This window comes from Type-C symbiont of Plautia stali (genome assembly GCF_059730935.1).
Genome location: NZ_AP035923.1, coordinates 1,328,710 through 1,346,947 on the forward strand (window position 1 = coordinate 1,328,710; position 18,238 = coordinate 1,346,947).

18 protein-coding genes, 1 tRNA gene and 1 pseudogene are annotated in these 18,238 nt (G+C 54.2%); 18 read left to right on the plus strand and 2 right to left on the minus strand.

Going from position 1 to position 18,238, the window contains the following annotated elements; genetic code table 11:
* Positions 1-39: 39 nt before the first annotated feature.
* The 8 genes and pseudogenes from tssF to AC6I7J_RS06085 all read left to right on the plus strand — a co-directional run bounded on the left by tssF (position 40) and on the right by AC6I7J_RS06085 (position 8,115).
* On the plus strand, positions 40-1,794 hold the full coding sequence (tssF, locus tag AC6I7J_RS06050; protein WP_498006986.1) for a type VI secretion system baseplate subunit TssF: 1,755 nt from the start codon (positions 40-42) through the stop codon (positions 1,792-1,794).
* Positions 1,758-2,843, plus strand: coding sequence for a type VI secretion system baseplate subunit TssG (gene tssG, locus AC6I7J_RS06055; RefSeq protein ID WP_498006987.1), 1,086 nt, complete (start codon positions 1,758-1,760; stop codon positions 2,841-2,843). The genes tssF and tssG overlap by 37 nt, the downstream gene beginning before the upstream one ends.
* Positions 2,821-3,366: a type VI secretion system lipoprotein TssJ gene (gene tssJ / locus AC6I7J_RS06060; RefSeq protein ID WP_498006988.1), complete on the plus strand. Its 546-nt coding sequence runs from the start codon at positions 2,821-2,823 to the stop codon at positions 3,364-3,366. The genes tssG and tssJ overlap by 23 nt, the downstream gene beginning before the upstream one ends.
* Positions 3,366-3,821 carry a type VI secretion system baseplate subunit TssE gene (gene tssE / locus AC6I7J_RS06065; protein WP_498006989.1) on the plus strand — a complete coding sequence of 152 codons (456 nt, stop codon included), beginning with the start codon at positions 3,366-3,368 and terminating at the stop codon, positions 3,819-3,821. The genes tssJ and tssE overlap by 1 nt, the downstream gene beginning before the upstream one ends.
* A 52-nt stretch (positions 3,822-3,873) precedes the next feature.
* The gene (locus AC6I7J_RS06070) at positions 3,874-4,269 is read left to right on the plus strand and encodes a YdcA family protein (protein ID WP_498006990.1); all 396 of its coding nucleotides are present in this window, start codon (positions 3,874-3,876) and stop codon (positions 4,267-4,269) included.
* 126 nt (positions 4,270-4,395) lie between these two features.
* A pseudogene (locus AC6I7J_RS06075) lies at positions 4,396-5,760 on the plus strand (VasL domain-containing protein).
* 473 nt (positions 5,761-6,233) lie between these two features.
* A complete protein-coding gene (locus AC6I7J_RS06080) occupies positions 6,234-7,418 on the plus strand; it encodes a reverse transcriptase family protein (protein WP_498006991.1) in 1,185 nt (394 codons plus the stop codon).
* On the plus strand, positions 7,411-8,115 hold the full coding sequence (locus tag AC6I7J_RS06085) for a retron Ec48 family effector membrane protein (RefSeq protein ID WP_498006992.1): 705 nt from the start codon (positions 7,411-7,413) through the stop codon (positions 8,113-8,115). The genes AC6I7J_RS06080 and AC6I7J_RS06085 overlap by 8 nt, the downstream gene beginning before the upstream one ends.
* Positions 8,116-9,132: 1,017 nt before the next feature.
* On the opposite strand, the gene AC6I7J_RS06090 is transcribed toward AC6I7J_RS06085, so the two are convergent.
* Positions 9,133-9,207: transfer RNA gene (locus tag AC6I7J_RS06090), tRNA-Arg, on the minus strand.
* Positions 9,208-9,295: 88 nt separating this feature from the next.
* Entirely contained in the window at positions 9,296-10,219 is a 924-nt protein-coding gene (locus tag AC6I7J_RS06095) for a formate/nitrite transporter family protein (protein WP_498006993.1), read from the minus strand.
* Positions 10,220-10,462: 243 nt separating this feature from the next.
* Between AC6I7J_RS06095 and ccmA the strand changes: the two genes are divergently transcribed.
* Genes ccmA through mlaA form a run of 10 tightly spaced genes read left to right on the plus strand, consistent with a single transcriptional unit; the run spans position 10,463 to position 18,222 of the window.
* Positions 10,463-11,077, plus strand: coding sequence for a cytochrome c biogenesis heme-transporting ATPase CcmA (gene ccmA / locus AC6I7J_RS06100; protein WP_498006994.1), 615 nt, complete (start codon positions 10,463-10,465; stop codon positions 11,075-11,077).
* A complete protein-coding gene (gene ccmB, locus AC6I7J_RS06105) occupies positions 11,077-11,736 on the plus strand; it encodes a heme exporter protein CcmB (RefSeq protein WP_058758454.1) in 660 nt (219 codons plus the stop codon). Before ccmA ends, ccmB begins: the two co-directional genes overlap by 1 nt.
* 58 nt (positions 11,737-11,794) lie before the next feature.
* Positions 11,795-12,535, plus strand: coding sequence for a heme ABC transporter permease (locus AC6I7J_RS06110; protein WP_058769875.1), 741 nt, complete (start codon positions 11,795-11,797; stop codon positions 12,533-12,535).
* Positions 12,532-12,765: a heme exporter protein CcmD gene (ccmD, locus tag AC6I7J_RS06115; RefSeq protein ID WP_498006995.1), complete on the plus strand. Its 234-nt coding sequence runs from the start codon at positions 12,532-12,534 to the stop codon at positions 12,763-12,765. Before AC6I7J_RS06110 ends, ccmD begins: the two co-directional genes overlap by 4 nt.
* A complete protein-coding gene (gene ccmE, locus AC6I7J_RS06120) occupies positions 12,762-13,247 on the plus strand; it encodes a cytochrome c maturation protein CcmE (RefSeq protein WP_021509145.1) in 486 nt (161 codons plus the stop codon). The genes ccmD and ccmE overlap by 4 nt, the downstream gene beginning before the upstream one ends.
* Complete coding sequence (locus AC6I7J_RS06125) at positions 13,244-15,202, plus strand: heme lyase CcmF/NrfE family subunit (protein WP_498006996.1); 1,959 nt, start codon at positions 13,244-13,246, stop codon at positions 15,200-15,202. Before ccmE ends, AC6I7J_RS06125 begins: the two co-directional genes overlap by 4 nt.
* Positions 15,199-15,756, plus strand: coding sequence for a DsbE family thiol:disulfide interchange protein (locus AC6I7J_RS06130; protein WP_010617464.1), 558 nt, complete (start codon positions 15,199-15,201; stop codon positions 15,754-15,756). The genes AC6I7J_RS06125 and AC6I7J_RS06130 overlap by 4 nt, the downstream gene beginning before the upstream one ends.
* Positions 15,753-16,208: a cytochrome c-type biogenesis protein gene (locus AC6I7J_RS06135; RefSeq protein ID WP_282954626.1), complete on the plus strand. Its 456-nt coding sequence runs from the start codon at positions 15,753-15,755 to the stop codon at positions 16,206-16,208. The genes AC6I7J_RS06130 and AC6I7J_RS06135 overlap by 4 nt, the downstream gene beginning before the upstream one ends.
* Positions 16,208-17,419 (plus strand): c-type cytochrome biogenesis protein CcmI, encoded by a 1,212-nt coding sequence (gene ccmI, locus AC6I7J_RS06140; protein WP_498006997.1) that lies wholly within the window; start codon positions 16,208-16,210, stop codon positions 17,417-17,419. The genes AC6I7J_RS06135 and ccmI overlap by 1 nt, the downstream gene beginning before the upstream one ends.
* A gap of 35 nt (positions 17,420-17,454) precedes the next feature.
* Positions 17,455-18,222, plus strand: a complete 768-nt coding sequence (gene mlaA, locus AC6I7J_RS06145) for a phospholipid-binding lipoprotein MlaA (RefSeq protein WP_021509150.1) — start codon at positions 17,455-17,457, stop codon at positions 18,220-18,222.
* Positions 18,223-18,238 lie beyond the last annotated feature (16 nt).

Consider the following 18,238-nt stretch of genomic DNA (forward strand, 5'->3'; position numbering starts at 1 on the left):
CGCCAGGCATACCTTTCAAACACACATATTCAGGTTTTTATGGATGATTTAACCCTGCGTTACTTCGACGCTGAAATGCGCTACCTGCTGGAAGCCGGTGAAGAGTTTGCCCGTGCTCACCCCGAGCAGGCGGCAATGCTCAATCTCGATAAAGCGGGAGCGCGCGACCCGTACGTGGAGCGATTGTTCGAGGGCTTTGCCTTCCTGATGGGCCGGCTGCGCGAGAAGCTCGATGACGACTTGCCCGAATTAACCGAAGGGCTGGTCAGTCTGCTGTGGCCACATTACCTGCGTACCATTCCGTCCATGTCGGTGGTCGAGTTCACCCCTGACTGGCGCGAGATGAAAGAGCCGATGCGCATCGTCAAAGGTTTTGAGGTGAACTCGCGGCCGATCGGCGAGAAGGGCACGCGCTGCCGGTATACCACCACCAAAGAGACGACTCTTCTGCCGTTGTGGCTGGAACATGCCCGTCTGTCGACTGATCCTGACGGGCGTTCGGTTATGACTCTGCGTTTTCACTGCAGTGACCTGGCTGACTGGACGCGCATCGACCTGAGCTGTATTCCGCTGTATTTCAACGCCGACGCGCCGCTGGCCTGTGCCATGCATGAAGCCTTCACCATGAATGTCGCCCGCCTGTGGCTGCGCCTGCCGGGTGACATCGACACAAGACCGCTCGACGGGTATTTCACCGCGCTGGGCTTTGGCGATAACGACGACCTGTGGCCGAAGGGCAGCAGCAGTTTCAGCGGCTATCAGCTGTTGCTGGAGTATTTCACCTTCCGCGAGAAATTCATGTTCACAGGCCTGCGTGGGCTGGAGACCGTGGTCTTTCCGGCTGAGCTCCCCTGGTTTGAAATCGACGTGGTGCTGGCGGAGCGCTGGGAACATGACTTCAGCTTTACCGAAAAACATCTGCGCCTGAACTGTGTGCCGGTGATTAACCTATTCCCGCTGGAGTCAGACCCGCTGACGCTCAATTCTCTTCAGACCGAGTACATGCTGCGCCCGATGCGCGTGCAGGATGGTCATACCGAGATTTATGCGGTGGATTCGGTGATGTCATCCAGCCAGCATAGCTACGTGCCGTTTTCGAGCTTTCGCCACAAAGGCGGCATGATGCGCCATCAGGCCCCCGAATATTACTACCACACTCGCGTACGTCGCGGTCCGTCCGGACTGCATAACACCTGGCTTATCCTCGGCGGTGAAGCGTTTGATAATCACACGGTGCCGGAAGACGAAAGCCTGTCGCTGACGCTCACCGGCACCAACGGCCAGCTGCCACGACGTGCTCTGCAGAGCACGGTGCTTGATACGGTGATGAAAACCACCTCAGCCAGTATCGCCGTGCGTAACCTGTGTGCGCCGACACTACCCTGTTATCCACCGGCGCAGGACCGTTTCCACTGGCGCGTGCTGAGCCATCTCGGCAGCGGATTCCTGTCGATGATGGACAACGCCGACGTGCTGCGCGGGACGCTGGCGCTGTACGAATGGACCGACAGTGAGATGAACCGCCGTCGGCTGGAAGCCATCATTGACGTGAAGCACCGCGAAACCGAGCGTTTCGAGCAGGGCTATCTGGTACGCGGTGTGCAGATTGAGGTGACGCTGGACAGTCACGGCTTTGCCGGGCGCGGCGACATCTGTCTGTTCGGCGAGATGCTGAGCCGCTTCTTTGCGCTGTATACCGATATCTATCTGTTCAACCGCCTGATTATCATCCTGCAACCGACTGGAGAGCGCCTGGAATGGGAAGAGAAGCACAACCGCCGCATTCCCGGCTGACCCCGCGGCTGGAAGCCGACCTTCACCGCATCAACTTTTACCGCTTATGCCAGCTGCTGGAGAAGCGTAATCCTGGCAGGCCGCTGATGGGTTCGACCAGCCACCCGGCGGATGACCCGGTGCGGTTTGCGCCACATCCGGGGATGGGATTTCCGGCCAGCGAAATAAAGGCTGTCGAATATGACGAGGAGGATGACAGCAAGCCACCGCTCATCCGCACGACCTTTATGGGGATGTACGGGGTTGATTCCCCCTTGCCGACCGCCTATCTCGATGACATCACTCAGCGTCGCGAAGGTCACGAAGCGCTGCAGGGTTTTCTGGATATCTTCAGCCACCGTATCCTGACGCAGTTTTACCGTATCTGGCGTAAATACTCCTACCCGGCCACATTTGAGCCCGGCGGTACTGATACTATCTCGCAGTCACTGCTGGGTCTGGTGGGACTTGGGATACCGGGCACCGCAGAGCACATCGCCACCCCGGTATCCCGATTTCTGGCGCTGCTGGGTGTGCTGCAACAGCCAGGTAAAACCCAGGAGGGAATACAGGCCCTGGTGAGCCTGCTGGCACCCGACACGACGGTGCAGGTGAGCCCGTATTGCCTGCGACCAGTGGCAGTCAGCCAGCCGCTGGGCTTTTACGGTGATGACGATTTTCTGCTGGATGGCAACACGCCGCTGGGCGAAGAGGCGATAGATGCCAACAGCCAGTTGCTGATTGCTCTGTTCACCGATAACGAGCAGGAATCACAGGGCTGGAAACCGGATGGCCTGCTGTATCAGGACTTTCTGGTGATGCTGCAGGTGTATCTCGGCTGGCGCTTTAAAGCAAAAATCACCCTGACCACCCGAACCCGCCTGCTGGTTGCGCCGCCGCTCGGCGAAGGCCCATTCTGGCTGGGGATGAATGGCGTACTGGGCGCGCAAGATGAAGATCTCCCGGAGGATATTCCGCAGACCTTTACCACGGAACTGGGTTATTACGCCGGGCTGGAGCCTGCATCATCACAACAAGGAAACCGACGTGTTACGTACAAGTTTGATTAAATCCGCATGCTGGCTACCTGCGCTAATGGTGTTCAGCCTGACGGGGTGTGGGGTGACGCAGGGTATCACCGATGGCACCAAATCGGCATTTAACGCCGTGTTTTACCAAAAGATTAAGGTGCTGCACCTGGATTTTACCGCCCGTGAGGCGCTGAACACCGATTCCCGCGAGAGTAATTCGCTGTCTGAGCCGGTGGTTATTCGGGTCTGGCAGCTGAAAGACCGTAAAACCTTCGACAAAACGGTCTATCAGCAGCTCCTCAGGGATGGCGACACCATCCTGAAAGCCGATCTGCTGGCGACCCGGGATGTGGTGGTAAAACCTGGCGGTGATGCGAACCTCGATATGCCAATGGAAGAAGATGCGCAGTTTGTCGCCGTGGCAGGGCTGTTCCGCCATCCGGATAGAGTTAACAACACCTGGAAGCTGGTGATAGGGCGTGAAGACCTTGACCCGGATAAGCCGCGCATTCTGGAAGCCGGTAACAACCATTTGACGCTACAACCGCTCAAGGACGACTGATGCCCCAGGGACATAACACACCTTCGCTGTATGAAATGCTCACCGGTAACTTCACCGGCGGCCTCGACCTGCATCAGGTCAGCGAACAGAATCAGGTGATTTTGTCCGTACTCGACAATATGCAGCGCATCCTCAACTGCCGCGCCGGCACGCTGGCGCATCTGCCGGACTATGGTCTGCCCGATATGACCAAAATCCTGCAGGGCATGCCGGGTACTGCCCATGAGCTGATTGGCACCCTGTCTGCTGTTCTGCTCAGGTATGAGCCGCGCCTGAAAAGCATCAGAGTGGTGCTGCTGGAGCAGGCGCAGCCCGGCGAACTGCGCTACGCGATTGATGCGGAACTGAAGGGATTCGGTCTGGTGCGGTACGGCACTGAGTTTATGCCGGAGGGGCGCGTTCTGTTGCGGCATCTCAGGCAGCAGCAATATCTTGATGGTAAAGCGCAAATCTAAGCGGCATTATTACGAACAAGGCTGAATAATAAAATAACATATGGATTTGAATATGAAAAAATTGATACCGCTGTTGGTTTTTAGTTTATTAGTGACTCTGCAGGCAGAGGCGGCCAGAGGCAGAAAACCCTGTTCTGGTGCAAAGGGTGGTATTGCACACTGTACCTCAGATGGACGTTTTGTTTGTAATGACGGAAGTCTGAGTCAGTCGAAGAAATTTTGCTCCAGGTATGATTCGTCAGATAACACGCAGCAGGCAAAACCACCGCTTAACAGCGGCAAAACGCAGGCCAAAAAGATCGCTACATCAAAGAAACAGCCACAGCCGGTGGTTCAGCCTCAGGATCAAAACGATTTGCAACCACGAAAACCGACTTGCGCTCCGCTTTATATGGCCAGCCAACCCGGCTATACGCATTTACCTATTTGCGTCGGTAATCAATATTAATTAAGGCGGGTAAGGGGGGGCGGTAAAGAAATATTTGCATCGTTCATCACTCAGAACAGGCAAAAAAACAGACTGCATAATTAATTATCCTCCCACGCTGTAAATACCTCACAGGGACAATAAGTCATGAATGACATGCCTGCCCGTCGGATTAAAACCGGCAGCGACCCGCGTAAGCTGCCGGATTATGCTGCTCTGCGTGAAGAGCTGAGCAAATTGACCCATCCGGCACGGCCGGATATAGACTGGCTTTACGTTGAACAACGCTGCCTTTCGCTGTTCGAACAAAACGGAGTGGAGTTGCAGACCGCGGCCTGGTACACGCTTGCCCGCATGCAGCTGGCTGGTTTAGTCGGATTGAATGAAGGTCTGGCGCTAGTGGAAGCGCTGGTGAGCCATCAGTGGGGAGCGCTGTGGCCGCAACCGATTCACGCGCGCATGGACATTCTCACCAGCCTGAGCCAGCGCGTGCAGCAGCAGATGCGCCCCCTTTCCCTGAATTATGGCGATCTGAGTCAGCTTTATCGTGCTGAACAATTGCTTACCCGGCTGGGGACCGTGTTACAGCGGCTGGAGCTTAAACATCTTAGCCAGCTTGATACATTGCGTGCTCTGATGCACAACAGTGCCGCCAGGCTGGAAAGCCGTGACGATACGACCAGCGACATCTTGCCCGGCACCACGCTAGATAACGGGGCGATATCCGCACACCCGCATGAAACGAAAACTCCGCATAGCGCCAGATGGGTGTATGTCGCGCAGCAGCAACATCAGCCAAAGATAAAGGTGCAGACAGCGGCGCTGTCCCGTAGTAATAAGTGACAATTTTTCAGTGCCGGGATGTTTACCATGTTGCTTATCAGCGTGGTCGCGGTGAGCGGCTGGCAATATATGCACCGGCCAGATCCACTGCAGGCTCAGCTCGCGGCATCGCTGGCTCCTGTACCTGCCACACTCACGCCACAGCAGCGGGATGTGCTGCGGCAGCAGACGTCCTTACCACCAGCTTTGCTTGCCGACACGCAGCAGCAGTTATCTCGTCTGGAACAACTCGCGCCCGACTGGAATATTGCGTATGGCCAGCAGCTGGTGGAGCAGGCGCAGGTGCTGTGGCCGGAACAGGCGGGTTCGCTATCAGCACGGTGGCAGCATCAGCTTGAGGCCAGCACGTTGCCAGCGCAAAACCTTGCGGCCTGGCATCAGGGAATGATGAAGCTGGCACAGTTAAGCGAGCGGCTGAATGGACTGGATGAGCAAAAAGGCAAATACATCACGGTGAGTGAGCTGAAGTCCTCGGTATTTGGCATGATGACCCGTTTTCAGCAGGCTGAGCCCATTGAGGAACAATTGCGGCAAATCCACTCGCTACCAGCCAGTGCCCCCCAGCGGCAGCAGCTTATCCGTCAGCTCGAACAGCACCTGCGATCGCAGATTTACACCTTGTGGCAGATGAAAAACAGCATTGGGGTGGCGGATCGACTGGGTGAATGACCTAAGGGTATGAACCGCGTAGCGGCTTCTTGACCCTCAACCTGGGCCGTGAAACCTCTACTGTCACTTGTGGAGATGGTGCTTTGAAGAAAAGTGAAACTGAAACAATTTCTTGATAAGGAAACTAGAGTAGCGCGGCGTGGCGCCATTTTTGTTATTTCATAATTGTGTTTTTATCAATGCGATGATAATTTAGAAACAAGCTCAGGCGCTCCGCCTAGAATGTGACAATCAACACCCAAAATTTGTTAGCTTTGCTTTCATTCGTGAAAGCGTTTGGATTTTCTCCAGACAAGTTCCGACGCCACACCATCGCCATCCCCGGCGGTGCCGTAGCTGACGGCATTACTTACGGTCGAGGAAAACAGAGGCTGCTGCTAACGAATGTTGATGTAAGCATCTCTGTTGAACTACACCCTTGATTATGGGGAGACCGTAAGTGATTTTGCTCATTTCATTCATGGACAATTAATGTGAGTTCAGACTTACCAAAAAATAAAAGCCGTGCGGGGATTTCTTCACTTGAAACTTTATCAAAGACTTTAGGTATTTCTATACCTGAACTTTTAGAAATTAAAGAAATACCATCAGATAAGCGTTACGAGAAAATACTAATACCAAAATCAGATGGTTCTAAGAGAATTGTCCATAAGCCTCATTATAAAATAAAAAAAGTTCAAAGAAAGATAAATTCTCGCATTTTTAAAGAGCTCGTAATTTGGCCCGATTTTTTATTTGGATCTGTGCCAAGTTATAATGACACTAGTGATTCTGTTAAAAGAGATTATGTGAGCTGTGCCTCTTTACATTGTGGTGCAAAATCTATACTTAAAATTGATATTAAAGATTTCTTTGATAATATTCATAAAGACTTGGTAAGGGATATTTTTAGTTCTTTTTTTAATTTCCGCGGTGTTGCATTGGAAGTTTTGGTTGATTTGTGTACTCATGGGGATTTTATTGTTCAAGGCGCACTTACATCAAGTTATATTGCCTCATTATGTTTGCATGATAAAGAAACGAATGTTGTAAGGAGAGCGAGAAGAAAAGGTTTGGTCTATACACGACTTGTAGATGATATAACCGTTTCATCAAAAGTCTTCGATTTTGATTTTAGTCAGATAAGAAAGCATATTGAAGATCTTTTGGCTGATAAGGATTTGCCTCTTAATAACGAAAAGAGTGGTGTTTTCCATAACTCAACTAAGCCATTGGTAGTTCATGGTTTGAGAGTAGACCATTCAAAACCACGATTGCCTTCAGATGAAGTTAAAAGAATACGTTCTTCATTGCATAATTTGATTGATCTATCCAAGAAAAACAACTCTAGAACGAGTATTGCCTATCGCAAAGAATATAATAGATGTATGGGGAGGATATATAAACTAAATCGTATGGGGCATGAAAAGTTTGATGTTTTTTTACCTAAAATTAAAGCTATAAACCCGCTTCCTTCATACAAAGATATTGTTGCGTGCAAAAAGGCAATCTCAAGTTTAGAAACCTCTCACAAAAATAATTTCCATAATAAAGACTGGTACTTAAGAAAGTATAACCTAGCTAGCTATCAGATTACAATAATTAACAGGGCTAAGTCTTTTGAGCTAATCGCTAAAGAGTTGAGGGAAAGACTGTCAAAGGTGAAACCAATTGAATAATTTCTCATTAAAAAAACTGATGTTTATTTTGCTCATTGCAGCCACTGTTAGTGTAATATTTTTAGGGTGTTCATTCTATCAAACAATGATGGATAAGAAAATGTATGAGCTTCCCTTTTGTCTTAAGAGTGAATGCATTAAATACATGGCTAAGCAGATGGATGGGACAATTAACTTGGCTCAAGGATTGGGTTGGATTGTAACTCTCTTTACTGGGATTGGTGGGGCATACTTAGCTCTTAAGACTTATATTACAGGTATAAGTAATAGCAACATTACAAATCACATTTCTCATATCAATATGTTTAGAGATTTTGTCAATCTTGAAGTTGCAAAAAGAAAAAGAATTTCCCCATCTTCTGTTGATGTTTATGTTTGGTATAATTTAATTTTCCCTAATTCAAAAAATGGAGATTTGATTTTTTGTTCTTCATATATCGATGTAGTAAACGGATTGAAAAAAGTAATAGATGAGGCAAATTATCACATTAGTTCAACACCTGGAGATTATGTCTATAAGATTCATCAGCAGAAAATGATTGAAGCTTTCAAAGTCTTAGGGGTTATTGTTAGTCGAGGTCCTAAGAATTCATATTTGGAGATTGAAGCCGAAGTTTTAGAGATTGTAGATTCAGTTAATTCTACGTTTATTTCTGGTCATCATTTGCTCAGTTTGATACCGAGGAAATATAGCTGAGTCCGAATTTTTATGAATGCTATGGCACCATTTCTTGTCAATGGTTTGAAGATAACGTATGATTGTAATTTTATTTTATTAATCTTTTGTCAATATGCAAAAACAGCATCTTAATCCACTTACTTTCGAAGCCATCTCAAGCAAAATCGTGCTCACTATATGGTGCAAGCTGTTTTCCGTAAGCCATCCATGATATTCAGTCCTCTTTTTCACCTTATTGATACTGGCATCACTCATTGGCTATCTAACGGAGTTCATGCCAGAAAAAACAAATCGATATTTGCTTGATATTTCCTTCATTATAATAAAAATTTCAATTCCTTGAGACGATAGCGGCACCAAATGAGAGCTGTGCTTATTCATTCGCCATTTCGCGATTTCCCACAGATCGTTAACCAAATAAAACTCACACCACGAAACCTTACTAAATTCAACGCTGCGAACACCAGTAAGCATAAGTAACTGTGTAGCGTATTTAGTCAGTGAGCTTCCCTGATACCCTTTAAGCGCTTCAACGAAAGCTGGAATCTCTGTCTGTGTCAGGAAAAAAGTAGTTCTTATGGGGCCTGTTTAATGTGATAGCTATATCGGGCGCAAAATTATATTTAGCTCTGCCCGTTACCCCAGAAAAGTTAAAAACTCCACCGCATTGGCGGCGGATCTTGCTCTAACGTAACACTGTCCTCAATTTTTTACAGGACGGTCAATCATTCAAGTGGCTGTTCGCTTGATAAGCCATTTCTGAATCGCCAGCCCTTAGGTCATTGGGTTCTATTAGCAGTGATAAGCATGCGCCATTATTGAAGGGGCATAGCTCTAGTACGCGTAGTCTGGGTTTGGGTATCGATGGCAACATATGTGTATAGAAAAAAGAACGAACCGGGTTTTACGCAAAACTATACATATCCGCGTAAGGATTCTATTAGACGTTAGCAGGCAAAATATGATAACAAAAAATGATTATCTTCTTGAAATGCAAGGCTTTTTAGATGCGGCAGGATGATATGAAATAAAAGATGGTGTCCCCTGCAGGAATCGAACCTGCAACTAGCCCTTAGGAGGGGCTCGTTATATCCATTTAACTAAGGAGACGTGCGGCGCGCAGTATAGCGCACCGTGCAGGGGATTTTAACCGTAGGCCGCCTGTTTGCTCAAAGTGTCAGCAATCAGGCGGTGGCGATCACGCTTTTTCCTGATTTTTCTGCCTCTCTTTACGCTTCTGTTCGGCTCGCGCTTTGGCTTTGGCCGCTTCGCTCATGTCGTTACGGATCTGCGCGTGACTGATCAGGGCAAAAATCAGCGTACCGCCGGTGATGTTGCCCAGCAGGGTGGGCAGTGCAAACGGCCACAAAAACTCCTGCCACGGCAGCGTGCCGGCAAACACCAGATACAGCACTTCAACCGAACCGACCACAATGTGTGCCAGATCGCCCAGCGCTACCAGCCAGGTCATCATCACGATCACCACAATTTTGGCGCCGCCAGCGTAAGGAAACATCCATACCATGGTGGCGATGATCCACCCCGAAATCACCGCGTTGGCAAACATTTCTCCCGGCGTGTGCTCCATCACTTTTTCGCTGATGGCGGTGAAGGCCTGGCGCGTAGCGTCATCGAAAATCGGCATATGATTAAACGCCAGCGCGCCCAGTGCGGTACCAATCAAATTGCCGATCAGCACCACGCTCCACAGCCTCAGTAGCAGCATAAAATTGCCGCCGGTGGGTTTATGCATCACCGGCAGTACGGCGGTGACGGTATTCTCGGTAAACAGCTGCTGGCGCGCCATAATCACGATGACAAAACCAAAGGTGTAGCCAAGATTCTCCAGAAGATAGGCACCGGGCACGCCAGCGAGGTGTACCTGAAAAATGCCTTTCGCCATCAGCGAGGCGCCCATTGATAAGCCGGCGGCAATCGCTGACCACAGCAGCGCCATGCCGTCGCGTTCCAGCTCCTTTTCCCCATCCTGTCGAATCTCTTCATGGATCGCCGCAGCCCGCGAGGGCAGGGCGTCTTCGTCCACTTCAATATCCGTGCCTTGTTCTTTTTCTTCACTGTCCACGTCATTGTCATGCGTGCTATTTGATGGCGATGGCTTCATTTTTTCTCCCGGTGATAATGCCAGTGCGTAATAAGCGTAGACGCTTTTAGCAAGGGCGAAATGTTACAAAGATTCAAATTAAGAGTAACAAGAGATTAGCAAAGGTGGTTTTTTGAGCGCTTTCTTGATCTGATGCGCATGAATACCCCATTTGGGGGAAGGGGGAGCTTGCGCACAGACTTCGGCCCCTGGTTTGAGTGTGGTATTATTCACGCCTCATTTATTGCTATGAATCTCCCTTCTATGCTCGAAGTGATTAATCTCGCCTGCGTTCGCGATGAGCGAACCCTGTTCCACGGACTGAGTTTTCAGGTGCAGGCGGGCGATGTGGTGCAAATCGAAGGGCCTAACGGCGCAGGCAAAACTTCACTGTTGCGACTGCTGGCTGGGTTAAGCCGGCCAGAGCAGGGCGAAGTACGCTGGCAACAGCAGTCTATTCGCCGGCAGCGCGAAATATGGCAGCAAAACCTGCTGTATCTCGGCCATCATCCGGGCGTGAAATCGGTGCTGTCGCCGCGGGAGAATCTGCATTTCTGGCACGGCGATCGCAGTGAAGACATGCTTTATGACGCGCTGGAGCAGGTCAATCTGCTGGGCTATGAAGAGGTGCCGGTGGCTCAGCTTTCTGCCGGGCAGCAGCGGCGCGTGGCGCTGGCGCGACTGTGGCTCAGCCCGGCTCCGGTGTGGATTCTGGATGAGCCGCTGACCGCCATCGACAAACACGGCGTGGAAAAATTAATGGCGCGCTTCGCCGAACATGCCGATAACGGTGGCGTGGTGATTCTGACGACCCATCAGGATCTGCCGGACAGCCATGCGCGCGTGCGCAAAATTCGTCTTACATCGGAGTGGGCGTGATGCTAGGCCGGGTTATTCAGCGTGAGTTAAAGATTGCCTTTCGCAGCGGCGCGGAAGTGGTTAATCCGCTGTGGTTTTTTCTGATCGTGATTACGCTGTTCCCGTTAGGCATTGGCCCTGAGCCGCAGCAGCTGGCGCGCATCGCACCTGGCGTCGCCTGGGTAGCCGCGCTGCTGGCATCGCTGCTGGCGCTGGAGCGGCTGTTTCGCGACGACTTTCTTGATGGATCGCTGGAGCAGTTGCTGTTGCTGCCGACGCCGCTGCCGATCACCGTGCTGGGCAAGGTGATTGCGCACTGGCTGATTACCGGGCTGCCGCTGATTTTACTCTCGCCGCTCGCGGCGCTGCTGCTGTCGCTGGATTTTGCTGGCTGGCGGGCAATGGCGCTGACGCTGCTAATCGGCACGCCAACCCTGAGTTTTCTCGGTGCGATTGGCACCGGCCTGACCGTCGGGCTGCGGCGCGGCGGCGTATTGCTGAGTTTACTGGTGTTGCCGCTGTCGATACCGGTACTGATTTTTGCCAGCGCGGCGATTGATGCGGCCGGTCAGGGGTTACCGATCGGCGGTTATCTGGCGATCCTCGGCGCCATGCTGGCGGTCAGCGCCACGCTGTCGCCGTTTGCGACCGCTGCCGCGCTGCGCATCAGTCTGCATTAAGGCGGGCCTCCGGCAGAGAGGTCGCCATCCGAATTCTTGTTTAGTGTGAGCAATGTCAATGTGGAAATGGTTACACCAGTGGGCAAAGCCTGAGCGGCTTTACCAGCTATGCGGTCGCTTGATTCCCTGGTTCGCAATCCTGGGCGTCGGTGCGTTGCTGCTCGGCTGGATTTGGGGATTCGGCTTTGCGCCGGCGGATTATCAGCAGGGCAACAGCTTCCGCATCATGTACATTCACGTGCCGGCGGCGATGTGGTCGATGGGCGTCTATGCCTCGATGGCCATCGCCGCCTTCATCGGCCTGGTGTGGCAGATGAAAATGGCCGATCTGGCGGCTGCCGCGATGGCGCCGATTGGTGCGGTGTTTACCTTTATCGCACTGGTGACCGGCTCGGCGTGGGGCAAGCCGATGTGGGGCACCTGGTGGATTTGGGATGCGCGTCTGACTTCTGAACTGGTGCTGCTGTTCCTCTATATGGGCGTGATTGCGCTCTATCACTCTTTCGACGATCGCCGCACCGCCGGACGCGCGGCCGGCATCCTGATTCTGGTCGGCGTGGTTAACCTGCCGATTATCCACTTCTCCGTGCAGTGGTGGAACACGCTGCATCAGGGCTCGTCGGGCATTCTGCAACAGGCGATCGATCCCAGCATGCGCACGCCGCTGCGCTGGTCGATTCTCGGCTATCTGCTGGTGTTTGGTGCGCTCACCCTGATGCGTCTGCGCAATCTGATTCTGTTTACCGAGCGTCACCGCCCGTGGGCGATTGACGTGGCGCAGGGAGGACGCAAAGCATGACGCCTGCCTTCTCATCGTGGAGCGAGTTTTTCGCTATGGGCGGCTATGCCTTTTACGTCTGGCTGGCCGTGTGTTTTACGCTGATTCCGCTGATCGGTCTGGTGCTGCACACCGTGTTGTTCCGTCGCCGCCTGCTGGCAGATATTCGCCAGCGTCAGTCCCGCGAGCGCCGCATCCGCGCGGCAAAAGCTAAACAAGCTGCCAGTGAAGCAGCAGGAGAGTCCGTGTGAATATCCGTCGTCGTAACCGCCTGTATGTGGTGGTGGCGGTGCTGGTGGGCTTAGGCCTTGCCACGTCGCTGGTGATGTACGCGCTGCGTTCCAACATCGACCTGTTCTACACCCCGAGTGAAATTCTCTACGGCAAAGGTGAGGATCACCAGAAGCCGGAGGCCGGTCAGCGCCTGCGCGTCGGCGGCATGGTGATGCCCGGTAGCGTCAAACGCGATCCGAAAACGCTGGCGGTGTCGTTCAAACTGTATGATGCCAACGGCGTGGTCAGCGTCAGCTACGAAGGCATTCTGCCGGATCTGTTCCGCGAAGGGCAGGGCGTGGTGGCGCAGGGCGTGCTGGAGGACGGGAATCTGGTCAACGCCAAAGAGGTGCTGGCGAAGCACGATGAGAAGTACACGCCGCCGGAAATTCAGGACGCAATGAAGAAGAATCATAACGGACCGGCAGCGGCCTATCAGCAGGCGGGTACGCAATCATGATGCCGGAAATTGGCAGCTTTCTGCTGTGTCTGGCGCTGGGCTTAGCGCTGTTATTAAGTATTTATCCGCTGTGGGGCGCAGCGCGTCAGGATGGCCGGCTGATGGCGCTGGCGCGTCCGCTCACCTGGGGCATGTTCCTGTGCATCGCCGCCGCGTTCCTCGTGCTGGTGCACGCGTTTGTGGTCAACGATTTTACCGTCGGCTACGTTGCCACCAACTCCAATTCGCTGCTGCCGGTGTATTATCGCATCGCCGCCACCTGGGGCGCGCATGAAGGGTCGCTGCTGCTGTGGGTGCTGCTGCTCAGCACCTGGACATTAGCGGTGGCGATTTTCAGCCGCGGCATGCCGCAGGATGCGCTGGCGCGCGTGCTGGCGGTGATGGGGATGATCAATTTCGGCTTCCTGTTGTTCATCATCCTCACCTCGAATCCGTTTACGCGCACGCTGCCGAACTTCCCGATTGATGGGCGCGACCTCAACCCGATGCTGCAGGATATCGGGCTGATCTTCCATCCGCCGCTGCTCTATATGGGCTATGTTGGCTTCTCGGTGGCGTTTGCCTTTGCCATTGCGTCGCTGATGGCAGGCCGGCTGGATACCGCCTGGGCGCGCTGGTCACGTCCGTGGACCACCGCGGCATGGGTATTTCTGACTATTGGTATCGTGCTCGGTTCCGCGTGGGCGTATTACGAACTCGGCTGGGGCGGCTGGTGGTTCTGGGATCCAGTCGAAAACGCGTCCTTTATGCCGTGGCTGGCCGGTACTGCGCTGATGCACTCATTGGCGGTGACAGAAAAACGCGGCAGCTTTAAGTCGTGGACGGTGCTGCTGGCGATTACCGCGTTCTCATTGAGCCTGCTGGGCACCTTCCTGGTGCGTTCCGGCGTGCTGGTATCGGTGCACTCGTTCGCCTCGGATCCGGCGCGCGGGATGTTTATCCTCGCCTTCCTGGTGATTGTCATCGGCAGTTCGCTGCTGCTGTACGCCCTGAAAGGGGGCCAGGTGCGCAGCCGTGTGCAGAGCGAAGCCTGGTCACGCGAATCCTTCCTGCTCGGCAACAACGTGCTGCTGATTGCCGCAATGCTGGTGGTGCTGCTCGGTACGCTGCTGCCGCTGGTGCATAAACAGCTCGGGCTGGGCAGCATTTCGGTTGGCGAGCCGTTCTTCAATACCATGTTCACCTGGCTGATGGCGCCGTTCGCGCTGATGCTCGGCATCGGGCCGCTGGTGCGCTGGCGCCGCGATGAGCCGCAAAAGCTGTGGAAGCGGCTCGGCGTGGGTCTGCTGGTGACGCTGATCCTGTCGATCGTGCTGCCGTGGCTGTTGCAGGATCGCATCGAAGCGATGACGGTGATTGGCCTGCTGATGGCCATCTGGGTGATCCTGCTGACGCTGATGGAGGTGCACGAACGCGCTACCCATCGGCATCGTTTTCTGGCGGGATTGCGCCATCTGTCGCGCAGCCACTGGGGCATGGTGCTGGGCCATCTTGGCGTGGCGGTGACGGTGGTGGGCATTGCCTTCAGCACCCAATACAGCGTTGAGCGTGACGTGCGCATGAAGGCCGGCGACAGCGTGGATATCCACAACTATCACTTTATTTTCCGCGACGTGCATAATCTGCAGGGCCCCAACTACAGCGGCGGCGTGGCGATTATCGATGTCACACGCAACGGTAAGCCAGAAGCGGTGCTGCATGCAGAGAAGCGCTTCTATACCGCAGCGCGCACCATGATGACGGAAGCGGCGATCAGCGGCGGCTTCACGCGCGATCTCTACGCGGCGCTGGGCGAAGAGCTGGATGACGGTTCCTGGGCGGTGCGTATTTATTACAAACCCTTTGTACGCTGGATCTGGTTCGGCGGCGTGTTTATGGCGGTGGGCGGCCTGCTGTGCCTGCTCGATCCGCGCTATCGCTCGCGCAAAAAAGCGCAGCGCGAGGAACTGGCATGAATAAAAAGATCCTGTTTATTCCTTTAGTCCTGTTTCTGCTGCTGGCGGCGGCGCTGCTGTGGCAGCTGACGCGCAACGCCAGCGGTGACGATCCTACGCGCCTCGAATCGGCGCTGATCGGTAAACCAGTGCCGGTGTTTAAACTCGAAGCGCTGGATCAGCCGGGCAAAATCTATAACCAGCAGGTGCTGACCGATGGCAAACCGCTGCTGCTGAATGTCTGGGCCACCTGGTGCCCGACCTGCCGCGCCGAGCATCAATATCTCAACACGCTGGCGGAGCAGGGCATTCGCGTGGTTGGCCTCAATTACAAAGACGACCGCAGCAAAGCCGTCACCTGGCTCAACACGCTCGGCAATCCGTATGCGCTGAGCCTGTATGACGGCGACGGCATGCTCGGTCTGGATCTCGGCGTCTACGGCGCGCCGGAGACCTTCCTGATTGATGGTCACGGCATTATCCGCTACCGCCACGCCGGCGACATGAACGACCGGGTGTGGAATGAAGAGGTGAAGCCGCTGTGGCAGAAATACAGCAAGGAGGCGGGCGTATGAAACAGCTGCTTATGTTGCTCGCGAGTCTGCTGCTGAGCACCAGCCTGTGGGCCGCGATCGATACTTATCAGTTCGATTCGGTCCAGCAGGAGGAGCAGTATCGCGAGCTCACCGCATCGCTGCGCTGCCCGAAGTGCCAGAACAACAGTATTGCCGACTCCAACGCGATGATTGCCGCCGACATGCGGCTGAAAGTGTATGAGCTGATGAAGCAGGGCCAGAGCCGCCAGCAGATCATTGATTACATGGTGGCGCGTTATGGCAACTTCGTCACTTATGAACCGCCGGTGACGCCGTCGACGCTGATTCTGTGGGTCGGACCGGCACTGTTTGTGGTGCTCGGCGGGCTGATTATTATTCTGCGCAGCCGACGCGGCAACGCGCGCAGCGAGCTGGATGACGATGAACAACAGCGCCTTGCGGCGATTCTAAAGCGTGACGGGAAGCCGTAATGACTGGATTCTGGATTACCCTGATTATTTTACTGGCGGCGGCGACGGCGCTGTTTGTCGGTGCCGGCTGGCGGCAGCGTCAGGCCAGCAGCGGCGATCGCGATCGCCTCAATACTGATTTTTATCAGCAGCGTCTGCGCGAGCTGGAGCATGATGAAGCCGAGGGCGTGGTCAGTGAACGTCCGGAGATGGTGCGCGAACTGCAGCAAACGCTGCTGACCGACGTGCCCGGTGACGCGGCGGCACACGCGCATCACAGCAGCCGCTGGGTACTGCTGCCGGGCGTGATCGTCCTGGTTCTGGTATCGGTGGGCGTTTATCTGAAAACCGGTGGCCTCGCCCAGCTGGCGGGCTGGCAGAGCGTGCAGCAGGAGTACCCGGCGCTGCGCGCGCGGGTGATGGATCCCAATGCGCAGCCGCTGACCATGGAAGAGCTGGCGCGTCTGCAGCTCGGTCTGCGCACCTCGCTGCAAAACGATCCGCAAAACCTCAATGACTGGGCAATGCTGGGTCGCCTCGGCATGGTGCTGAACAACGCCACCGATGCCAGCCAGGCCTTTGAGCACGCTTTGCAGCTGGCGCCGGACAACCTTGAACTGCAGCAGGATTATGCCGAAGTGCTGACGCGCTCCAGCGATCCGCAGGATAACCGCCAGGCCAATATGCTGCTGAAAGACCTGCTGAAGCGCGACCACAGCAACGTGCGCACCCTCAGTCTGCTGGCGTTCAATGCCTTTGAGCAGCAGCAGTATGGCGAAGCGATTGGCGCGTGGCAGGTGATGCTGAAGCTGCTGCCGGCCGGCGATCGACGCATTACCATGATAGAGCGCAGCATTGAACAAGCGAAAACCGACGCGGGACAGCAAAATAGCCAGCTTGCATTGACGGTGAGCTTAACGCCAGAGGCAGAAAAAATGTTACCGCCGGGCGGAGTGTTGTATATTTCTGTGTCTGACGGTGTTTCACCGGTGCCTGTGGCTGTAAAGCGTTTACCGCTCAGCCACTTCCCGCTATCGCTTACGCTGGATGACAGCAACGCCATGATGCCGGATCGCCTGCTTTCGGCGCAGCATCAGGTGCAGATCAGGGTGCGCATTTCGCGCGATGGTAGTGCTAATCCGCAGTCCGGCGACTGGTTTGGTTTAAGCGCGGTCACCCCCTGGGATGGTCACCAGCCGATGGCTGTTGAGGTCAATCAGCAGCAGCCCTGAAGCGATACACCTTTTATCTGCACAGGGAGAGAAGAATGAATAATCGCCTGACCGGCCTGGCGCTGGCCAGTTTACTGCTGGTGGGATGTGCCAGTTCCAAACCGGCCGACGAGACGACGCCTGCGCAGCGCAGCGATCCGCTCGAAGGGTTCAACCGCACGATGTTTAACTTCAACTACAACGTGCTGGATCCCTATGTGGTGCGCCCGGTGGCGGTTGCCTGGCGTGATTACGTGCCGGTGCCGGCCCGTACCGGGCTGAGCAACTTCCTCGGTAACCTTGATGAACCGGCCAGCATGGTGAACTCGATTCTGGTCGGCGAGCCGCGTCAGGCGGGCATTCACTTTACCCGTTTCTTCCTGAATACCGTGCTCGGCCTTGGCGGTTTCATCGACGTCGCCGGCAAAGCCAATCCCCAGCTGGCGCGTGAAGTGCCGCACCACTTTGGCAGCACGCTGGGCCGTTATGGTGTTGGCTACGGTCCGTACGTGGTGCTGCCAGGTTACGGCAGCTTTACCGTGCGTCAGGATGGCGGCGACTACGTCGATACGCTTTATCCGGTGCTGAGCTGGCTAACCTGGCCGATGTCGATTGGTAAATGGACGCTGGAAGGGGTGGAAACGCGCGCGCAGCTGCTTGATTCCGACGGCCTGCTCAGACAGCAGCAGGATCCGTACGCCTTTATCCGTAACGCCTATTTCCAGCGTAACGATTTCCTCGCCAGCGGCGGCAAGCTGAAGCCGGAGGAGAATCCGAACGCCAGCGCGATTCAGGACGATTTAAAAGATATCGACTCCCAGTAAACAACAACGGCGACCA

What these genes read in the sequence shown, in the direction of transcription:
- tssF (WP_498006986.1), top strand. Translation starts at nt 40, where the DNA reads ATGGATGATTTAACCCTGCGTTACTTCGACGCTGAAATGCGCTACCTG.
- AC6I7J_RS06070 (WP_498006990.1), top strand. Translation starts at nt 3,874, where the DNA reads ATGAAAAAATTGATACCGCTGTTGGTTTTTAGTTTATTAGTGACTCTG.
- ccmA (WP_498006994.1), top strand. Translation starts at nt 10,463, where the DNA reads ATGCTCGAAGTGATTAATCTCGCCTGCGTTCGCGATGAGCGAACCCTG.
- ccmB (WP_058758454.1), top strand. Translation starts at nt 11,077, where the DNA reads ATGCTAGGCCGGGTTATTCAGCGTGAGTTAAAGATTGCCTTTCGCAGC.
- mlaA (WP_021509150.1), top strand. Translation starts at nt 17,455, where the DNA reads ATGAATAATCGCCTGACCGGCCTGGCGCTGGCCAGTTTACTGCTGGTG.
- AC6I7J_RS06095 (WP_498006993.1), bottom strand. Translation starts at nt 10,219, where the DNA reads ATGAAGCCATCGCCATCAAATAGCACGCATGACAATGACGTGGACAGT.
- AC6I7J_RS06125 (WP_498006996.1), top strand. Translation starts at nt 13,244, where the DNA reads ATGATGCCGGAAATTGGCAGCTTTCTGCTGTGTCTGGCGCTGGGCTTA.
- ccmD (WP_498006995.1), top strand. Translation starts at nt 12,532, where the DNA reads ATGACGCCTGCCTTCTCATCGTGGAGCGAGTTTTTCGCTATGGGCGGC.
- tssE (WP_498006989.1), top strand. Translation starts at nt 3,366, where the DNA reads ATGCCCCAGGGACATAACACACCTTCGCTGTATGAAATGCTCACCGGT.
- AC6I7J_RS06130 (WP_010617464.1), top strand. Translation starts at nt 15,199, where the DNA reads ATGAATAAAAAGATCCTGTTTATTCCTTTAGTCCTGTTTCTGCTGCTG.
- ccmI (WP_498006997.1), top strand. Translation starts at nt 16,208, where the DNA reads ATGACTGGATTCTGGATTACCCTGATTATTTTACTGGCGGCGGCGACG.
- AC6I7J_RS06110 (WP_058769875.1), top strand. Translation starts at nt 11,795, where the DNA reads ATGTGGAAATGGTTACACCAGTGGGCAAAGCCTGAGCGGCTTTACCAG.
- tssG (WP_498006987.1), top strand. Translation starts at nt 1,758, where the DNA reads ATGGGAAGAGAAGCACAACCGCCGCATTCCCGGCTGACCCCGCGGCTG.
- AC6I7J_RS06135 (WP_282954626.1), top strand. Translation starts at nt 15,753, where the DNA reads ATGAAACAGCTGCTTATGTTGCTCGCGAGTCTGCTGCTGAGCACCAGC.